Here is a 12,789-nt window from a genome sequence, read left to right as displayed (position 1 = left end):
ACTAGAAACGCCGATCGGGCACTTAAGCCCGCTGGTAGCTGTACAGTCTCCAACTACCCCCACCCGCATGCGGGGGGTGGTTTGCGATGAGCGAAATCGAAACCAAAGGCGGCGTGACCGTCACGCTCGACGCCGACGATCTCAACCACCTGCTGACGCATGGTCGAGCGACCGTGACCAAGGAGATCGGGCCGCTTGAGGTGAAGATCAAGACCGACGCGAAGGTGCGTCACCAGATCGTGCTCGAAGATCCACACGGCGAGAGTGAACCGATCGCCGCAATCGACGGCGGTGATGCCGATGCCTGAGGGTAGCACTGAGCGGCAGACTGCACTCACATCCCACGCCGGACGCGAGATCGCCGAGCCGGTGCGCGACGACGAGCGGAACGTCCGCTGTCCGGACTGTGACAAAGTAGTTTCGGCGTCGAAGGGAAGTCACCCCGCACCCGACGACGCACCAACTGATCGGATCTGGGGCTGGCAGTGTGGTGTTTGCGAGAACACGCTTCCGAGCAACGCGCTCCGAGAGAACGCGCCGACCTTCAACGACCGGATCACAGCCGTCGAAGTGACGTTCCGCGACGGGAGCCAGCGACTCGTACCAGCTCCGAAAACGCACGTCTACAGCGGTGATCAGGCATGAGCGAAGCCGTTCCGCAGCTCGACGGCGACGACACCGACCTCGATTTTGCCGCTCCCGAGGACGCCGCCGTGTCGATCGTCACGCAGGGCGACCCCATCCGGTCGCTGGCTTGTGTTGTGTCCGCGCTCGTCGAGGAAGCGAAGCTCCGGTTCGACGCCAACGGGCTCTCGACGACCGCCGTCGACCCCGCGAACGTCGCGATGGTCGACCTCGACGTGCCCGCCGAGGCATGGACTGGTTACGAGTGTGACGACGAGACCGTGGTCGGCATGCCACTCGACCGGTTCAAACGCGCGCTCGCCTTCGCCCGCAAACGCAGTGGTGACGGCGACCCCGTCCGGATCGACCTGTTCGAATCAAGCACCCGCGCACGCTGTCGCGTTGCGGTGTTGCGCCCGGACGAGGGTGTGCGTCGCGTCAGCGAGTTCTACACCATCGATCCCGACTCGGTGCGCGAGGAGCCTGAGGTGCCCGACCTGGCGCTCGGCAATCACGCACAGGTCGATATCGACCCGTTCCGTGAGGTCGTCGAGAGTATCCAGTACGACTACGGCTATCTCTCGCGAGCAGGCAACACGCTCCTCTTTGGCACACAGCCGACGCGAGATTACAAGCTCGACGAGGATACCGACATGGTGGAGATCGTTGAGTTCACCGCCAGCGCCTGGGCAGACGACGACGCAGGCGAAGACGAGTCCTCGCTGTTCTCGCTGGATTACCTCAGCGACATCATGCAGGCTATCGACACCGGCAAGGCCGACCACCTGACGATCGACTTCGGCGACGAGTTCCCCGCCATGTTCCGCAGTGAGTGGACCGACTGGGGCTTTTCAGCCGACTTCATTCTCGCGCCCCGCATGGAGAGTGATTCGCAATGAGCATGACAGCGCACACCAGCCGTGACCGTGCCAGAGAACAGTTCTGGACAGACCACGACCCAAAATCGTACACCTGCCCCGACTGTGGCCGCGGTCACGATCGAATCTATCAGTGGGAAATCCATCATAAAGACGGGGATCCCCAGAACAACGACCCAGAGAACCTTATTGGCCTCTGTCGGCGGTGTCACGCCTGGCGACACTACGACGGGCCGACGTTGTCCGGTCTCGACCTCGAAGAATGGAAAGACGGTTTCGCATCGATCGGCGACGATTCTACCAAGCGACATACGGTTTATGACCAACCAGCCACGACGGAATGTAGACAGTGTGGAACCCCGACACCCCCATCAGTCGCTTGTGTTTGTGCCGGGTGTCTCCGAGACCTGGAGGGCGAGACATGAGTCAACGCGACCCCGACCCCGAGCAGTTGCCGACCGACTACATGCCGTCGCACGTCATCCTCAATACTGACGAGTCGCTGTTCGTCGCCCACGCCAAAACGCTTGAGAACGGCTGGTTGCTCGTCCGGCTCTGGGACGGCACCCGGCGGAAGTATCCACCGCACCGGATCGACTACTACGAGACGATCCCGACCGACACCCACCGAGTCGAGTTGCGAGAGGATACCCACGTTCGGGTTATCGACAACCCGCAGCTGAAGGATCGTGCCCGCGATCTTGCCAGTGCGACCGGGAACGGACAGGCGATCGCCGATGGAGGGCAGACAGATGGGTGACACACGCCGCCGATCCCCCTGGGAATGGCCCGAGTGTCCCGGCTGTGACAGTCATCTATTCGTCGACCGGATGCACACCCACGGCCTCGACGGCGAGTATCGCTGTCACCAGTGCGATCGGGTCTTCAGCGCGCCCGATTTTACCCCACCCGCATCCGGGGGTGGTGTTGCGTGATAGAGCGCGTGATCGCCACGTGGGAGAACCAACCATACACGGCCGTCGATAAGCGCTACATCACCGTCAGGCACCGCGTGAAAGTCGCATTCTATCCCGACGTGGGCGCGGATATCAGGCACGAAATCCGGTGTGAAGAACGCAATACAGGCGACTGGAGTCTCGCAGAGAAGTGGGAGTTCCGTTCGCACGGCTGTGACAAACTGAAAACAGAACTCGGAGAGGGATTACCGTGAGTGCAGACCACGACCACGACCCATACAGCCGGTGGCCGCCCGAGTTCGAGACCTGGCCCCACGCCGACCAACTCAAACACTGCGAGATGCGCATGACTCGGAAAGGCCTCATCGCCGCGATGCTCAGCCGGTCGGGACTCGACCCCGAACAGTACCAACTCAGAGATGACAGCAAACTGCGGAAAAAAGAACTAGCAGCGATATATCTCAAAATGGAGGGTGTTGCGAATGCAGAGTAACAATCAGGCCCAGATAGCAGATACACAGCTAAAGGCTATTATTTGTATAACTGCATCTGTATATGGCGGAAATAGTGACAAACTCTGGCTGGGTATATTAGTTTCACAAATAAGAATTGGTCTTGCGCTCACTCCCCTGCAGCTGTGCCGCTGGCGGATTCAGAACCCACTGCTAAATCGAGTGCCATCATGTCGGTTGAACACCCGCAGTATCGTTGACGCCAGTATTCTGACCGGGGTTTTAAATGGGGTCAAGTGTTCGGAATATCTCGGTCAACTTCGGCGAATTCACTCCGCCCGGAGCCGTCGTAGCACCCATGCTCCGGTTGGAACGTAGTTCGGCCGTCAGTATGCTCTTTACCGTGGTCGGTGTATTCACTGTCATGGTAAGCGTAGGCGTCCTTTTGCTCGGTCTCGGGTCGATAACCGTACTACTCGCGATAAGTGCGTTCTTTTCGAGTTCAGAGACTGCTATCTTCTCGTTACCCGACGAGTGGTTCGAGCAGCAAGCAGAGACGGACGACCGACGAGCGCGTGTCCTGAACGAATTGCACGACGACCCCCATCGGTTACTCGTCACCCTCCTGGTCGGCAACAACGTCGTGAACATCGCCATCTCGAGCATCATGACTGTTCTCGTTGCTAGCGTGCTACAGCCTGGTCCTGCAGTCGTCGTAACCACCGTCTTGACGAGCTGCCTGATCCTCATCTTCGGTGAGATCGTTCCGAAGGCGTTCGGACTCGGTAACGCCCGGCGCTGGTCGCTGACAGTCGCGAGGCCTGTCGGCATCGTCGAACGCGTACTGTTTCCCCTCATCGTTGCCTTCGATCTGATCACCCGACGCATGAATGCCCTCATCAGCGGAGACAGCGACATCGAGAAGCCCTACACCGACTGAGTCTCCCTGTCGGCGTGTGTGATCATAGTCGATATCCGAGAGCTATGTCCGGTCGGGTGGCTCTTGCCAGTCTGCCTTTCGGCGGACAGCACGCAGATATGTACCAGCTTGTATTAATATATCGGCCGATAGGACTGTCTCTCTCCCAACTCGTAAACCCCATACTGCTATATGAACTATTTGGTGTCCAGCTAGCAAAGCGGTCCCGTCTGCGCACGTATCGATACCATGCGTGCTTATCGGTCGTATCGCGTGGCAATCATGGCCGCTGTGATGAGCACGAACGCGGCCAGCGAGAGATTGGGGATCGTGAACAGTCCAAACAGCCGGTATTGAACAGTTCCACAGCCGCCGACAGTACAGACCGTCGACTCGCTCGTGGTCTGAATGTAGGTGTGGTACGCGGCGATGAGCGTCCCGAGCGCTGACAGGGGAACCACTGTCCGGTAGACTCTCGGCCGATCTTCGAGCGTGGCGACGCCGAGGACGACGACGAGCGGGTACATCAAGATCCGCTGGAACCAGCAGAGTTCACAGGGGACCAGCCCCATCACTTCACTAAAGTACAGACTGCCGCTGGTGGCGACGACAGCGACCAGCGTCGCTGCGGCGAGCAAGCGGCGGGTAATATCGTCCTCCATCACTCACCGCGTTGCTCGCAGATCCACTAAGATCTATCGACTTACTATCCTGATGAGAGACGTTTTTGGTGCAAGCGAACGAATGCACGGCTATGAAGGCACTCGCGGTCGTCGGGCCATCGGACTCCGGGAAGACCTCTGCCGTTGCGACGCTCACAGAGCGACTGCGCGACCGGGGATCGGTGGCGACGGTCAAGCATCTCACACACGACCCTGACGTTGACACCGAAGGGAAGGACACGGCACGACACCGGTCAGCGGGCGCGACACACACGGTTGGACTCACTGATGACGGCTCGTGGTTTGCGACCGGACAGGAGCAAACGCTCGACGACGTTCTCGACCAGTACACACCCAAGTACGACTACGCGCTCGTCGAGGGGTTCAGCGACAGCACTCTCCCGAAGGTAGTGCTTGGCGACCGGCCAGCGGCCGACCCAATCGTCGCCACCGCGCCCGACGCCGACGCGCTCGACGTGGACGCGGTCGTGAAAGCCATCGACGATCAGGACCCCCGCGAGACGCTCGAATCGCTCGTTTCCCAGGCTAAGGCGACGCAAGGAAGCGAGTTCTCGGGCGCGATAGCGACGTTCACTGGCCGGGTTCGCGAGCGCAACCATTCTGAGGATACGCCGACAAAATACCTCGAATTCGAGAAATACGACACTGTGGCCGAACAGAAAATGGCGACAATTCGTGAGGAGTTGTGCGAACGCGAGGGCGTCTACGACGTGCGCTTACATCACAAGACGGGCGTCGTGACGGCGGGCGAGGACATCGTCTTCGTCGTCGTGCTCGCTGGCCATCGAGATGAAGCGTTTGCGACCGTCTCGGACGGCATCGACCGACTCAAAGACGAGGTGCCGCTGTTCAAGAAAGAAGTCACGGTCGACGACGAGTTCTGGCGACACGAGCGCGCCGAATAGCGAGTATCGCAGTATGTCAGGAGATGAACTGCTCGATCCGATCGAGCGCCTCCTTCAGGTCGGCCATCCCGGTGGCGTATGAGACACGGAGGTGCCCCTCACCAGCCTCGCCGAAGGCCGAACCGGGGACGACTGCGACCTGCATCTCTTCGATCAGCGCCTCGGCGAACTCCTCGTCGTCGTCCCACGGACAAGCCGGAAACGCGTAGAACGCGCCGCGTGACCGGAAGCAGTCGAGACCCATCTCCTCGAACCGCGAGAGCACCAGCTTTCGGCGGCGGTCGTACTCCGACCGCATTTCCTCGACGGCACCGCCACAGGACTCGAGCGCCTCGATAGCCGCGTACTGTGCCGTCGTCGGCGCGGACAGCATCGTGTACTGGTGAATCCGATTCATCGCGTCGATGACCGGATCGGGGGCGAGCGCGTACCCGAGCCTGAGGCCGGTCATCGCGTAGGCTTTCGAGAAGCCGTTGAACACGACCGTTCGCTCGCGCATCCCGGGCAGTGTCGCAATCGACGTGTGGTCGTGGTCGTAACTCAGCGCTGCGTAGATCTCGTCTGCGAACACCGTCAGGTCGTGTTCGCGGGCAAACGCGGCGACTTCCCGGAGTTCGGATTCGGTCATCGTCGCCCCGGTCGGGTTGTTCGGATAACACATCACCAGCACGTCCGCGTCGGCAGCACCTGCGTCCGAGAGCACCTCACGCGTCAGCTTGAAGTCGTCCTCCCGTCGGGTCGTGACTGGCAGCGACTCCCCGTGCACGAAAATCGTGTTTGGCACGTACGAGACAAAGCCCGGCCGCTGGACTGCAACGGTGTCACCCGGGTCGACCAGCGCTCGAAATGCCAGATCGATCGCCTCGCTCGCGCCTGTCGTCACGAGGATCTCCGTATCGGGGTCGTAGGACAGGTCGTACTGTCCGTCCACGTGGGTGGCAATAGCCTCACGGAGTTCGCGGCGGCCGCGATTCGCCGTGTAGGACGTCTTGCCCTGTTTGAGCGACGTGATCGCGGCGTCGCGGGCCGCCCACGGCGCGGAAAAGTCAGGCTCTCCGACGCCCAGCGAGATGAGGTCGTCTTTCTCCTCGGCGAGTTCGAAAAACCGCCGGATACCCGACGGTGGCACCTGGTCGACGCGGTCGGCGGGCTTCATGGTGATATCGACAGGCGGTCGTCGTCGCTTCCGTCCCCGAACACAATACCCTGCTCCTTGTAGGAGTCCATGACGTAGTGGGTCACCGTTTGCGTAATCTCGGGGACCGGCGCGACCTTGTCGCTGATGAACTGCGAAACCTCCCGCATCGAGTCACCCTCGACCTCCATCAGGAAGTCGTAGTCGCCACTCATCAGATGCAGAGACTCGACCAGCGGGAACTTTGCGATCCGGTCTGCCACGTCGTCGTAACTGGTCTCGCGGTCGAGTTTCACGTTCAACTCTACCGCCGCCCTGACGGACTCAGATTCTGTCTGGTTCCAGTCGATGACCGCTCGATAGCCCCGGACGACGCCGTCGGATTCGAGTTCGTCGATAATCGCCTCGACCTCCTCGGGGTCGGCGTCGGTCTGACGAGCGATGTCGTCGACGTTCTGTCGGGCGTTCTCGCGGAGTACGTCGAGCACCTGCTGGCGACTGCTCATACCATATCTCCGCTCCAGCGCAGACAAAAGGTTTGCTACTGACAGCTCGATACAATTTCAGCCTGTCAGCGCTGACTTCTCCCGAAAACAGTACCTTCGAAGGCACGTTTGTCGACATCTGAGAATCGCAGAGTCACTTTTGCGTACATACTACGAGCGTACAACTAGCATGCCATCTGAGAGTGCCAGTTCACGGATGAACGTCGCGGCGTCGCTCGACGAACTCATCGGGGAGACGCCGCTGCTCCGTCTGGATTCGTTCGCGGAGAACCTGCTGGGGAAAGTTGAGGGGCAGAATCCCTACTCGGTGAAAGACCGGATCGCTCGCGAAATCGTCGACGCGGCCGAGCGGGATGGGTCGCTCGAACCGGGCGGTACGGTCGTCGAGTCGACGAGTGGCAACACCGGCATCGGTCTGGCGTCGGTCTGTGCCGCCCGGGGGTACGACTACGTGCTCACGATGCCGTCCTCGATGTCCGCGGAGCGGCGAGCGATACTGCGCGCGCTCGGCGCGGATCTGGAACTCACGCCCGCCGAAGAAGGGATGAGCGGCGCGAACGAACGGGCCGAGGAGATCGTTTCCGAGTACGACGACGCCATCATGGCACGACAGTTCGAGAACGAGGCGAACCCGGCGGCACACCGCCAGACGACGGGGCCCGAACTGTGGCGTGCGACGAACGGCGACATCGACGCGCTCGTGGCAGGCGTGGGAACCGGGGGAACGATCACGGGCGTTGCCGAGTACTTCACGGAGGAACGGGGTGAGACCAACTTTACGCCGTCGCGGTCGAACCCGCCGAGTCTCCGACGCTCTCCGAGCAGTGTGCTGACGGACACGACATTCAGGGGGTCGGTCCCGGCTTCGTCCCCGACATTCTTCGCACCGAACTGGTCGACGAGGTTCGGGCAATCGAGGCCGAAGAGGCGAAGGCGGCCGCGCGCAAACTCGGGCGGACCGAGGGCTTGCTTGTCGGGATATCCGCGGGGGCCGCACTCGCGGCGGCGACAGCGTACGCCGACGACCATCCGGACGAACTGGTCGCAGTCGTGTTGCCTGATCCCGGCGAGCGCTATCTCTCGACGGGTCTGTACGAGACCGAGTGACAGGACCACGGCCGGAAAAAGAAGAGTCAAGCGGCTGTCGTTCCCGCATTAGCGTGTGGACTTCGAGATAGACGGCTGGGAGGCAGACGAACCGACGCTCGAACTCGACCACCGGGAGTTCGCGTACGCGGGCAAGTTCGTCGTCTCGAACACCGGGAAAGCGGTCGTGCGAGAGAACGAAGCGATTCTCGGGGCGGTCGCGTTCAGTCGTGATTACAGCGACGAGACGGCTGTTCGCCTTCGGTACGTCACTGTCAGAGACGACCGACGAGGCGAGGGGATCGGCGCGCGCCTGCTCCGGTTCTGTGCCCATCGACTGCAGGAACGATACGAGACTGTCGGGATCGCGGTCAACAACCCCGTCGCCTATCGCGCGTGCTATCGGGCCGGATTTCAGTCGACCGGCGAGCAGACGGGCATCGCCGAACTCGAACTCGTCTACGACCCCGAGCGTGACCGCGACCGCTCGCGGTACGAGGCCGGACTCGACGTGTTCGAGTCCCGCGATTTGCCCGACACACAACGTGCCTGTCTCGACTCGTCCAGAGCGAGCGGCCCGCCCGCCGTCGTCGACGTACCAGAGTAGTTGGATCGAACTCCCCGCCTCTCACTCGACGGTGTAGGACTGGTGGTCGCCACGGGTCCGAACGTCGACGAACTGGTGGCGCGTCGCGTTGCCGATGTCGCCCGCGAAGGAAACGTCGGTCACACCTTCTGAGTACACCTCGTTTGCACCGCGAAGGTCGTGTGCCCGGAGTCGCGCAACGATGTCCTCCGGGAGTCGTTCGCCAGCCGTGTTGTCGACGATGAGGAGATGATCTGTGAAACTCTTCGCGAGGAAGGCGTCATGCACGGCATCGTGCTCGCGCAGTGTGCTGGCGAGATCGCGGAGTTCCTCGTCGCGGCCAGTCATCGCTGTCCACTCAGGACGGGACTCCCAAGACACTTGACGCGAACGTATTCGTCTACCGTGATGGTCTCTATCCGAGTTCGACTTCCTCGCCGTACTCTGCACTCTCGTAGAGCGCGTCGAGGACGGCCATATTTCGGATCGCCTCCTCTGGTCCGGTTCGGGGTGTCGTCCCCGTCTCAACACAGTCAGCGAAGTGCTCGACTTCGAGGCGGTACTGGTCTGCTGGATCGAACTCCTCGCGACCGCGCCGCCCGTCCATGCGATACGAGAGACTCGTCGACTCCTCAGTTGGTGCGTTGAACGTGACCCCCTGCTCGGCCTCGACCCAGCCCCCGGTCCCCTCGATGCGATACCGCTGGACAGGTTCGGTGTCGAACGAGCAGTCGAACTGCGCTGTCTCACCGGTGTCGTAGACCAGCATCCCCATCATTCGGGTGTCGACACCGTAGTCCCCGGAGTCGCGGGCGCGAGCGTACACGCGGTCAGGTTCGCCAAGTATCCACCGGGCGACCGACACCGGATAGCAACCCAGATCCATGAGACTCCCGCCCGCGTACGCCGGGTCCAGGCGGAAGTCCGCGGAATCTGAGAGCGGATAGTGGAGCGTGCCGCTGACCGAGTAGACCTCCCCGAGAGCGCTCTGAGCCAGTTCGTACGCCCGCTCGTTGCGCGGATGGTACCGGTACATGAACGCTTCCATCAGCGTCACGTCCCGCTCGCGACAGTACGCGGCCAAGTCACGGGCCTCCACGGCGTTTGCTGTGAGTGGCTTCTCACAGAGCACGTCGAGTCCGTGGTCGGCGGCTCGCTTCGACCACTCAGCGTGCATCGAGTTGGGAAGCGGATTGTAGACGGCATCGATGTCCGGCGCGTCGAGCAATTCCTCGTAGGAACCGTACGCGTCAGGGATGTCGTGTTCGTCCGCAACCTGCCTGGCCCGGTCTCCATCTCGGGATCCGATCGCTTGTACGGTGTGGTCGCTTTTTGTGATGCCCGGGATGACGGCGGTGCGGGCGATGGCCGCCGTGCTGATGATGCCAAATCGCATACTCCACACAGGAGGCGTTACCGGATAAGTGTGTGTCACTGCGGAAACGGCACTGGGGCGAGAACGAGAGCGAACTACTCGACGAGAACGGCGTTGATCTGGCCGTCCTGTCCGGGTCGTGAGGTGACGCGCGCGCGGCCCGCGCTGGTCTCAACGATGGCCGAGCGCGTGATGATGTTCCGTCGTGCGTAGTTCGGGTCGGCCGGGTTCTCGACGACGTCCTCGATCTCCGCGGCGACGACGCCGTCGTCGGTCGCGACGCTTGCGGTGTCTGCTTTGATCGCTCGCACCTTCGTGCTGTTGCCGCGTGCGTCGACGGTCTTGAGTTTCGCGTCCCCGACCTGTGTCTCGGTCGGTTCGTTCCCGATCTCGTGTTTGCGCCGGTCGCGTTTCGGTCGCAGTCGTCCGCCAGTCCGCTTGCGCAGCGAGCGTCCGTGGTCTGTCATGGCCGAACGAACGGCCAGCCCACACTTGAACCTCTCGACTCGGAGGTGCCAGCGACACACCCCGACAGATTTAGGCCCCTGCCGACCGGCCACAACGACGATGAGTCTCCGACGTGCCGTCGCGGCACCCTTCCGGCAGGAGGGTGTCGAGCAGATGCCCGAAAGCGAGTTCGTGGTCGCGCTTTCCTTGGACCGCGACTGGTTCTCGCCCGACCAGGCCAAGCGTCTGATCACCGTCGCGGACGGTGAGGGCCTGCTCGACCGCGAGGCAGCCAGCCTCGCGCTCGCGTTCGACCCGCACTCCATCGAGATCCCCGACGGGTTCGAACCCGACGAGAGCATCCTGCAGGCCCGGAGTACGTTCGAGCGCGCGCTCGACACCATCGTCGACGCGGGCGTCGAGAAACAGACGGCCGTCGCGAACATCAATCGGATCCAGTCGGATCTCGGGGTCACAATCGAGGCCGCGGCGGTCGTCTACGCCCACCGCGAAGGGGTCGCTGTCGACGACCTCGCAGACCGCGTTCGGGAACATCTTGGGGGTGAGGAGAGTGGTTGAGGACCGGATCACCGACGGCGAGCGCATCGCGCAGTTGCTCGCTTCGGAACTTACCGGTCTGGACGTCGAGCCACTCGAAGGGGTGACCGTCGTCGACGCAGACCGGGACGTGTCCCCGTCGTCGGACGGGCCGGTCGCGTACCGGATTCGGCATCGTGAGAGCTACGTCGGTGCGGTGCGACTGTATCCAGACGGCGCACGCCTCCAACTGACCGTTACTGACGACACAGTCCTCGAAAGTGTCGATGAGCGTCACCGCGAACTGACCGTGATCGAGGGAAGATCCGGGGACATCGGTGGCGAGTTTCACTCCACGAGCGCCATCGACCGGGAGTCGTACTCTGACGACGTGCTGACGGTACAGATTGCATCCGGCGCAGCGGTCAAACCTGCGCTGGACGTGGTCCGCGACGTACTCGAACAGACGTAGCCATCGGTGTCAAACCCGAACGTTCAACGGTACCGTCTGCGAAGAGCACCCATGACGTTTTTCGACCGTCTCGCGGATCGTATCGACGCTGCCGACAGCGTCGTCTCGGTTGGCCTCGACCCTGACACCGAGCGGCTACCCGATGCTGTCTCCGATGCAGACCTGCCCCGCTGGGCGTTCAATCGGCGGATCATCGACGCCACGCACGAACACGCCGCCTGCTACAAGCCAAACGCCGCCTTCTACGAGGACAGCGACGGCTGGCGGGCGCTCCGGGAAACTATTGCGTACGCACACGGCAAGGACGTGCCGGTGCTGCTTGACGCAAAGCGCGGGGATATCGGCAACACCGCCCGCCAGTACGCTCGCGCGCTCGATACACCCGCTGAGGGTGGCCTCGGGGCGGACGCAATCACCGTCAACCCTTATCTCGGCCGGGATTCGCTGGACCCATTCCTCCGGAAAGACGGCGGCGTCTTCGTCCTCTGTCGAACGTCAAACAGCGGCGGCGCGGACCTGCAGGATCTGGAACTCGCAGACGGGCGAACGCTCTACGAACACGTCGCCTCGCTCGCGGAGACGTGGAACGGCGATTCGGCCGATAGTGCGGGTTCGATTGGGCTCGTCGTCGGCGCGACTGCACCCGACGAACTCGAATCGATCCGAGAGACGGTTCCGGGTCTTCCCTTCCTCGTCCCCGGTGTGGGCGCACAGGGCGGCGATGAACGCGCTGCAATCGAACACGGGCTCGCAGACGGCGTCGGTCTGGTCAACTCTTCGCGGGGGATCATCTTCGCTGGCGAAACCGCTCAGGGGGACTACTTCGAGGCGGCGGGCGAGGCCGCAAAACAACTCAAGCGAAGTCTCAACCAGTATCGCTGACGCCAGCTCTATGCAGAGACACTTCTATTAAAACCGATAGGTGTCGACGCCATCTGGCAGGTCTTCCTCTTCCCTACTCTCCCCACGGCCGACCTCGGCCACGCACGCGGTGCAGTACCCCAGCGACTCGTCGTAGTGGTTCTCACAGACGAGTTTGCCACACCGGTCACAGGTGTCTCGGACCTCTCCGCGTCCACAGATCTCACAGGGGCTGGAGACGCTCATACCGATTTATTGGATCTCTGTCCGTTTCAACCCTCGCCCGTCGGTGTATCGGACGTGTCGCCAGCGTATTCCCTCGCGAGGGTCCCGTACTGTGTGGGACTCCCGCGATCGATTGGTTTTTCCTTTCAACTGTTCATCACTGAGTAATGGACGGAGACAC

At 62.0% G+C, this 12,789-nt stretch carries 20 protein-coding genes and 1 pseudogene; 14 read left to right on the top strand and 7 right to left on the bottom strand.

The features are described 5' to 3' along the window. Positions 1-86: 86 nt before the first annotated feature. From ACMGFL_RS07840 to ACMGFL_RS07805, 8 genes are all read left to right on the top strand, one after another. The gene (locus ACMGFL_RS07840; protein ID WP_436934978.1) at positions 87-308 is read left to right on the top strand and encodes a hypothetical protein; all 222 of its coding nucleotides are present in this window, start codon (positions 87-89) and stop codon (positions 306-308) included. Then, positions 301-645 (top strand): hypothetical protein, encoded by a 345-nt coding sequence (locus ACMGFL_RS07835; protein ID WP_436934977.1) that lies wholly within the window; start codon positions 301-303, stop codon positions 643-645. The genes ACMGFL_RS07840 and ACMGFL_RS07835 overlap by 8 nt, the downstream gene beginning before the upstream one ends. After that, complete coding sequence (locus ACMGFL_RS07830) at positions 642-1,523, top strand: hypothetical protein (RefSeq protein ID WP_436934976.1); 882 nt, start codon at positions 642-644, stop codon at positions 1,521-1,523. The genes ACMGFL_RS07835 and ACMGFL_RS07830 overlap by 4 nt, the downstream gene beginning before the upstream one ends. Then, the gene (locus ACMGFL_RS07825) at positions 1,520-1,927 is read left to right on the top strand and encodes an HNH endonuclease signature motif containing protein (protein WP_436934975.1); all 408 of its coding nucleotides are present in this window, start codon (positions 1,520-1,522) and stop codon (positions 1,925-1,927) included. The genes ACMGFL_RS07830 and ACMGFL_RS07825 overlap by 4 nt, the downstream gene beginning before the upstream one ends. Continuing rightward, entirely contained in the window at positions 1,924-2,262 is a 339-nt protein-coding gene (locus ACMGFL_RS07820) for a hypothetical protein (RefSeq protein WP_436934974.1), read from the top strand. The genes ACMGFL_RS07825 and ACMGFL_RS07820 overlap by 4 nt, the downstream gene beginning before the upstream one ends. 171 nt (positions 2,263-2,433) lie before the next feature. Beyond that, complete coding sequence (locus ACMGFL_RS07815) at positions 2,434-2,673, top strand: hypothetical protein (protein WP_436934973.1); 240 nt, start codon at positions 2,434-2,436, stop codon at positions 2,671-2,673. Continuing rightward, positions 2,670-2,912: a hypothetical protein gene (locus ACMGFL_RS07810; RefSeq protein ID WP_436934972.1), complete on the top strand. Its 243-nt coding sequence runs from the start codon at positions 2,670-2,672 to the stop codon at positions 2,910-2,912. Before ACMGFL_RS07815 ends, ACMGFL_RS07810 begins: the two co-directional genes overlap by 4 nt. A 383-nt stretch (positions 2,913-3,295) precedes the next feature. Further along, positions 3,296-3,811: a CNNM domain-containing protein gene (locus ACMGFL_RS07805; protein ID WP_436934971.1), complete on the top strand. Its 516-nt coding sequence runs from the start codon at positions 3,296-3,298 to the stop codon at positions 3,809-3,811. A gap of 236 nt (positions 3,812-4,047) precedes the next feature. On the opposite strand, the gene ACMGFL_RS07800 is transcribed toward ACMGFL_RS07805, so the two are convergent. Further along, complete coding sequence (locus ACMGFL_RS07800; RefSeq protein ID WP_436934970.1) at positions 4,048-4,452, bottom strand: disulfide bond formation protein B; 405 nt, start codon at positions 4,450-4,452, stop codon at positions 4,048-4,050. A 92-nt stretch (positions 4,453-4,544) separates the two neighbouring features. On the opposite strand from ACMGFL_RS07800, the gene ACMGFL_RS07795 reads away from it, so the two are divergent. Further along, the gene (locus ACMGFL_RS07795; RefSeq protein WP_436934969.1) at positions 4,545-5,378 is read left to right on the top strand and encodes a molybdopterin synthase; all 834 of its coding nucleotides are present in this window, start codon (positions 4,545-4,547) and stop codon (positions 5,376-5,378) included. Positions 5,379-5,394: 16 nt separating this feature from the next. On the opposite strand, the gene ACMGFL_RS07790 is transcribed toward ACMGFL_RS07795, so the two are convergent. After that, positions 5,395-6,540: a pyridoxal phosphate-dependent aminotransferase gene (locus ACMGFL_RS07790; RefSeq protein WP_436936431.1), complete on the bottom strand. Its 1,146-nt coding sequence runs from the start codon at positions 6,538-6,540 to the stop codon at positions 5,395-5,397. Next, positions 6,531-7,019 carry an Lrp/AsnC family transcriptional regulator gene (locus ACMGFL_RS07785; protein WP_436934968.1) on the bottom strand — a complete coding sequence of 163 codons (489 nt, stop codon included), beginning with the start codon at positions 7,017-7,019 and terminating at the stop codon, positions 6,531-6,533. Before ACMGFL_RS07785 ends, ACMGFL_RS07790 begins: the two co-directional genes overlap by 10 nt. Positions 7,020-7,188: 169 nt before the next feature. Between ACMGFL_RS07785 and cysK the strand changes: the two are divergent. Continuing rightward, a pseudogene (cysK, locus tag ACMGFL_RS07780) lies at positions 7,189-8,126 on the top strand (cysteine synthase A). A 55-nt stretch (positions 8,127-8,181) separates the two neighbouring features. Then, complete coding sequence (locus ACMGFL_RS07775; RefSeq protein WP_436934967.1) at positions 8,182-8,712, top strand: GNAT family N-acetyltransferase; 531 nt, start codon at positions 8,182-8,184, stop codon at positions 8,710-8,712. Between the two features lie 21 nt (positions 8,713-8,733). Here ACMGFL_RS07775 and ACMGFL_RS07770 read toward each other — a convergent pair whose 3' ends face one another. From ACMGFL_RS07770 to ACMGFL_RS07760, 3 genes are all read right to left on the bottom strand, one after another. Next, on the bottom strand, positions 8,734-9,039 hold the full coding sequence (locus ACMGFL_RS07770; protein ID WP_436934966.1) for a hypothetical protein: 306 nt from the start codon (positions 9,037-9,039) through the stop codon (positions 8,734-8,736). A gap of 67 nt (positions 9,040-9,106) precedes the next feature. After that, positions 9,107-10,087, bottom strand: a complete 981-nt coding sequence (locus ACMGFL_RS07765; protein WP_436934965.1) for a Gfo/Idh/MocA family protein — start codon at positions 10,085-10,087, stop codon at positions 9,107-9,109. Positions 10,088-10,161: 74 nt separating this feature from the next. Then, positions 10,162-10,533: a 30S ribosomal protein S8e gene (locus ACMGFL_RS07760; RefSeq protein WP_436934964.1), complete on the bottom strand. Its 372-nt coding sequence runs from the start codon at positions 10,531-10,533 to the stop codon at positions 10,162-10,164. Between the two features lie 100 nt (positions 10,534-10,633). Here ACMGFL_RS07760 and ACMGFL_RS07755 point away from each other — a divergent pair, with 100 nt between their 5' ends. From ACMGFL_RS07755 to pyrF, 3 genes are read left to right on the top strand one after another with little or no spacing between them, the layout of a single operon-like run. Continuing rightward, positions 10,634-11,092, top strand: coding sequence for a DUF2240 family protein (locus tag ACMGFL_RS07755; RefSeq protein ID WP_436934963.1), 459 nt, complete (start codon positions 10,634-10,636; stop codon positions 11,090-11,092). Continuing rightward, entirely contained in the window at positions 11,085-11,522 is a 438-nt protein-coding gene (locus tag ACMGFL_RS07750) for a DUF7993 family protein (protein ID WP_436934962.1), read from the top strand. Before ACMGFL_RS07755 ends, ACMGFL_RS07750 begins: the two co-directional genes overlap by 8 nt. A 51-nt stretch (positions 11,523-11,573) precedes the next feature. Beyond that, positions 11,574-12,404 (top strand): orotidine-5'-phosphate decarboxylase, encoded by an 831-nt coding sequence (gene pyrF, locus ACMGFL_RS07745; RefSeq protein WP_436934961.1) that lies wholly within the window; start codon positions 11,574-11,576, stop codon positions 12,402-12,404. Positions 12,405-12,431: 27 nt separating this feature from the next. On the opposite strand, the gene ACMGFL_RS07740 is transcribed toward pyrF, so the two are convergent. Then, positions 12,432-12,629 carry a hypothetical protein gene (locus tag ACMGFL_RS07740; protein WP_436934960.1) on the bottom strand — a complete coding sequence of 66 codons (198 nt, stop codon included), beginning with the start codon at positions 12,627-12,629 and terminating at the stop codon, positions 12,432-12,434. Between the last annotated feature and the right edge of the window lie 160 nt (positions 12,630-12,789).

Source organism: Halovenus marina, from assembly GCF_051414115.1.
Taxonomy (GTDB): Archaea; Halobacteriota; Halobacteria; order Halobacteriales; family Haloarculaceae; genus Halovenus; species Halovenus marina.
This window is presented reverse-complemented; position numbering and strand designations above follow the sequence as displayed.

Excerpts from the sequence above, each read along its gene's own strand:
- ACMGFL_RS07840 (WP_436934978.1), top strand. The coding sequence starts at position 87 with ATGAGCGAAATCGAAACCAAAGGCGGCGTGACCGTCACGCTCGACGCC.
- ACMGFL_RS07835 (WP_436934977.1), top strand. The coding sequence starts at position 301 with ATGCCTGAGGGTAGCACTGAGCGGCAGACTGCACTCACATCCCACGCC.
- ACMGFL_RS07830 (WP_436934976.1), top strand. The coding sequence starts at position 642 with ATGAGCGAAGCCGTTCCGCAGCTCGACGGCGACGACACCGACCTCGAT.
- ACMGFL_RS07825 (WP_436934975.1), top strand. The coding sequence starts at position 1,520 with ATGAGCATGACAGCGCACACCAGCCGTGACCGTGCCAGAGAACAGTTC.
- ACMGFL_RS07820 (WP_436934974.1), top strand. The coding sequence starts at position 1,924 with ATGAGTCAACGCGACCCCGACCCCGAGCAGTTGCCGACCGACTACATG.
- ACMGFL_RS07805 (WP_436934971.1), top strand. The coding sequence starts at position 3,296 with ATGGTAAGCGTAGGCGTCCTTTTGCTCGGTCTCGGGTCGATAACCGTA.
- ACMGFL_RS07800 (WP_436934970.1), bottom strand. The coding sequence starts at position 4,452 with ATGGAGGACGATATTACCCGCCGCTTGCTCGCCGCAGCGACGCTGGTC.
- ACMGFL_RS07795 (WP_436934969.1), top strand. The coding sequence starts at position 4,545 with ATGAAGGCACTCGCGGTCGTCGGGCCATCGGACTCCGGGAAGACCTCT.
- ACMGFL_RS07785 (WP_436934968.1), bottom strand. The coding sequence starts at position 7,019 with ATGAGCAGTCGCCAGCAGGTGCTCGACGTACTCCGCGAGAACGCCCGA.
- ACMGFL_RS07770 (WP_436934966.1), bottom strand. The coding sequence starts at position 9,039 with ATGACTGGCCGCGACGAGGAACTCCGCGATCTCGCCAGCACACTGCGC.
- ACMGFL_RS07765 (WP_436934965.1), bottom strand. The coding sequence starts at position 10,087 with ATGCGATTTGGCATCATCAGCACGGCGGCCATCGCCCGCACCGCCGTC.
- ACMGFL_RS07760 (WP_436934964.1), bottom strand. The coding sequence starts at position 10,533 with ATGACAGACCACGGACGCTCGCTGCGCAAGCGGACTGGCGGACGACTG.
- ACMGFL_RS07755 (WP_436934963.1), top strand. The coding sequence starts at position 10,634 with ATGAGTCTCCGACGTGCCGTCGCGGCACCCTTCCGGCAGGAGGGTGTC.
- pyrF (WP_436934961.1), top strand. The coding sequence starts at position 11,574 with ATGACGTTTTTCGACCGTCTCGCGGATCGTATCGACGCTGCCGACAGC.
- ACMGFL_RS07740 (WP_436934960.1), bottom strand. The coding sequence starts at position 12,629 with ATGAGCGTCTCCAGCCCCTGTGAGATCTGTGGACGCGGAGAGGTCCGA.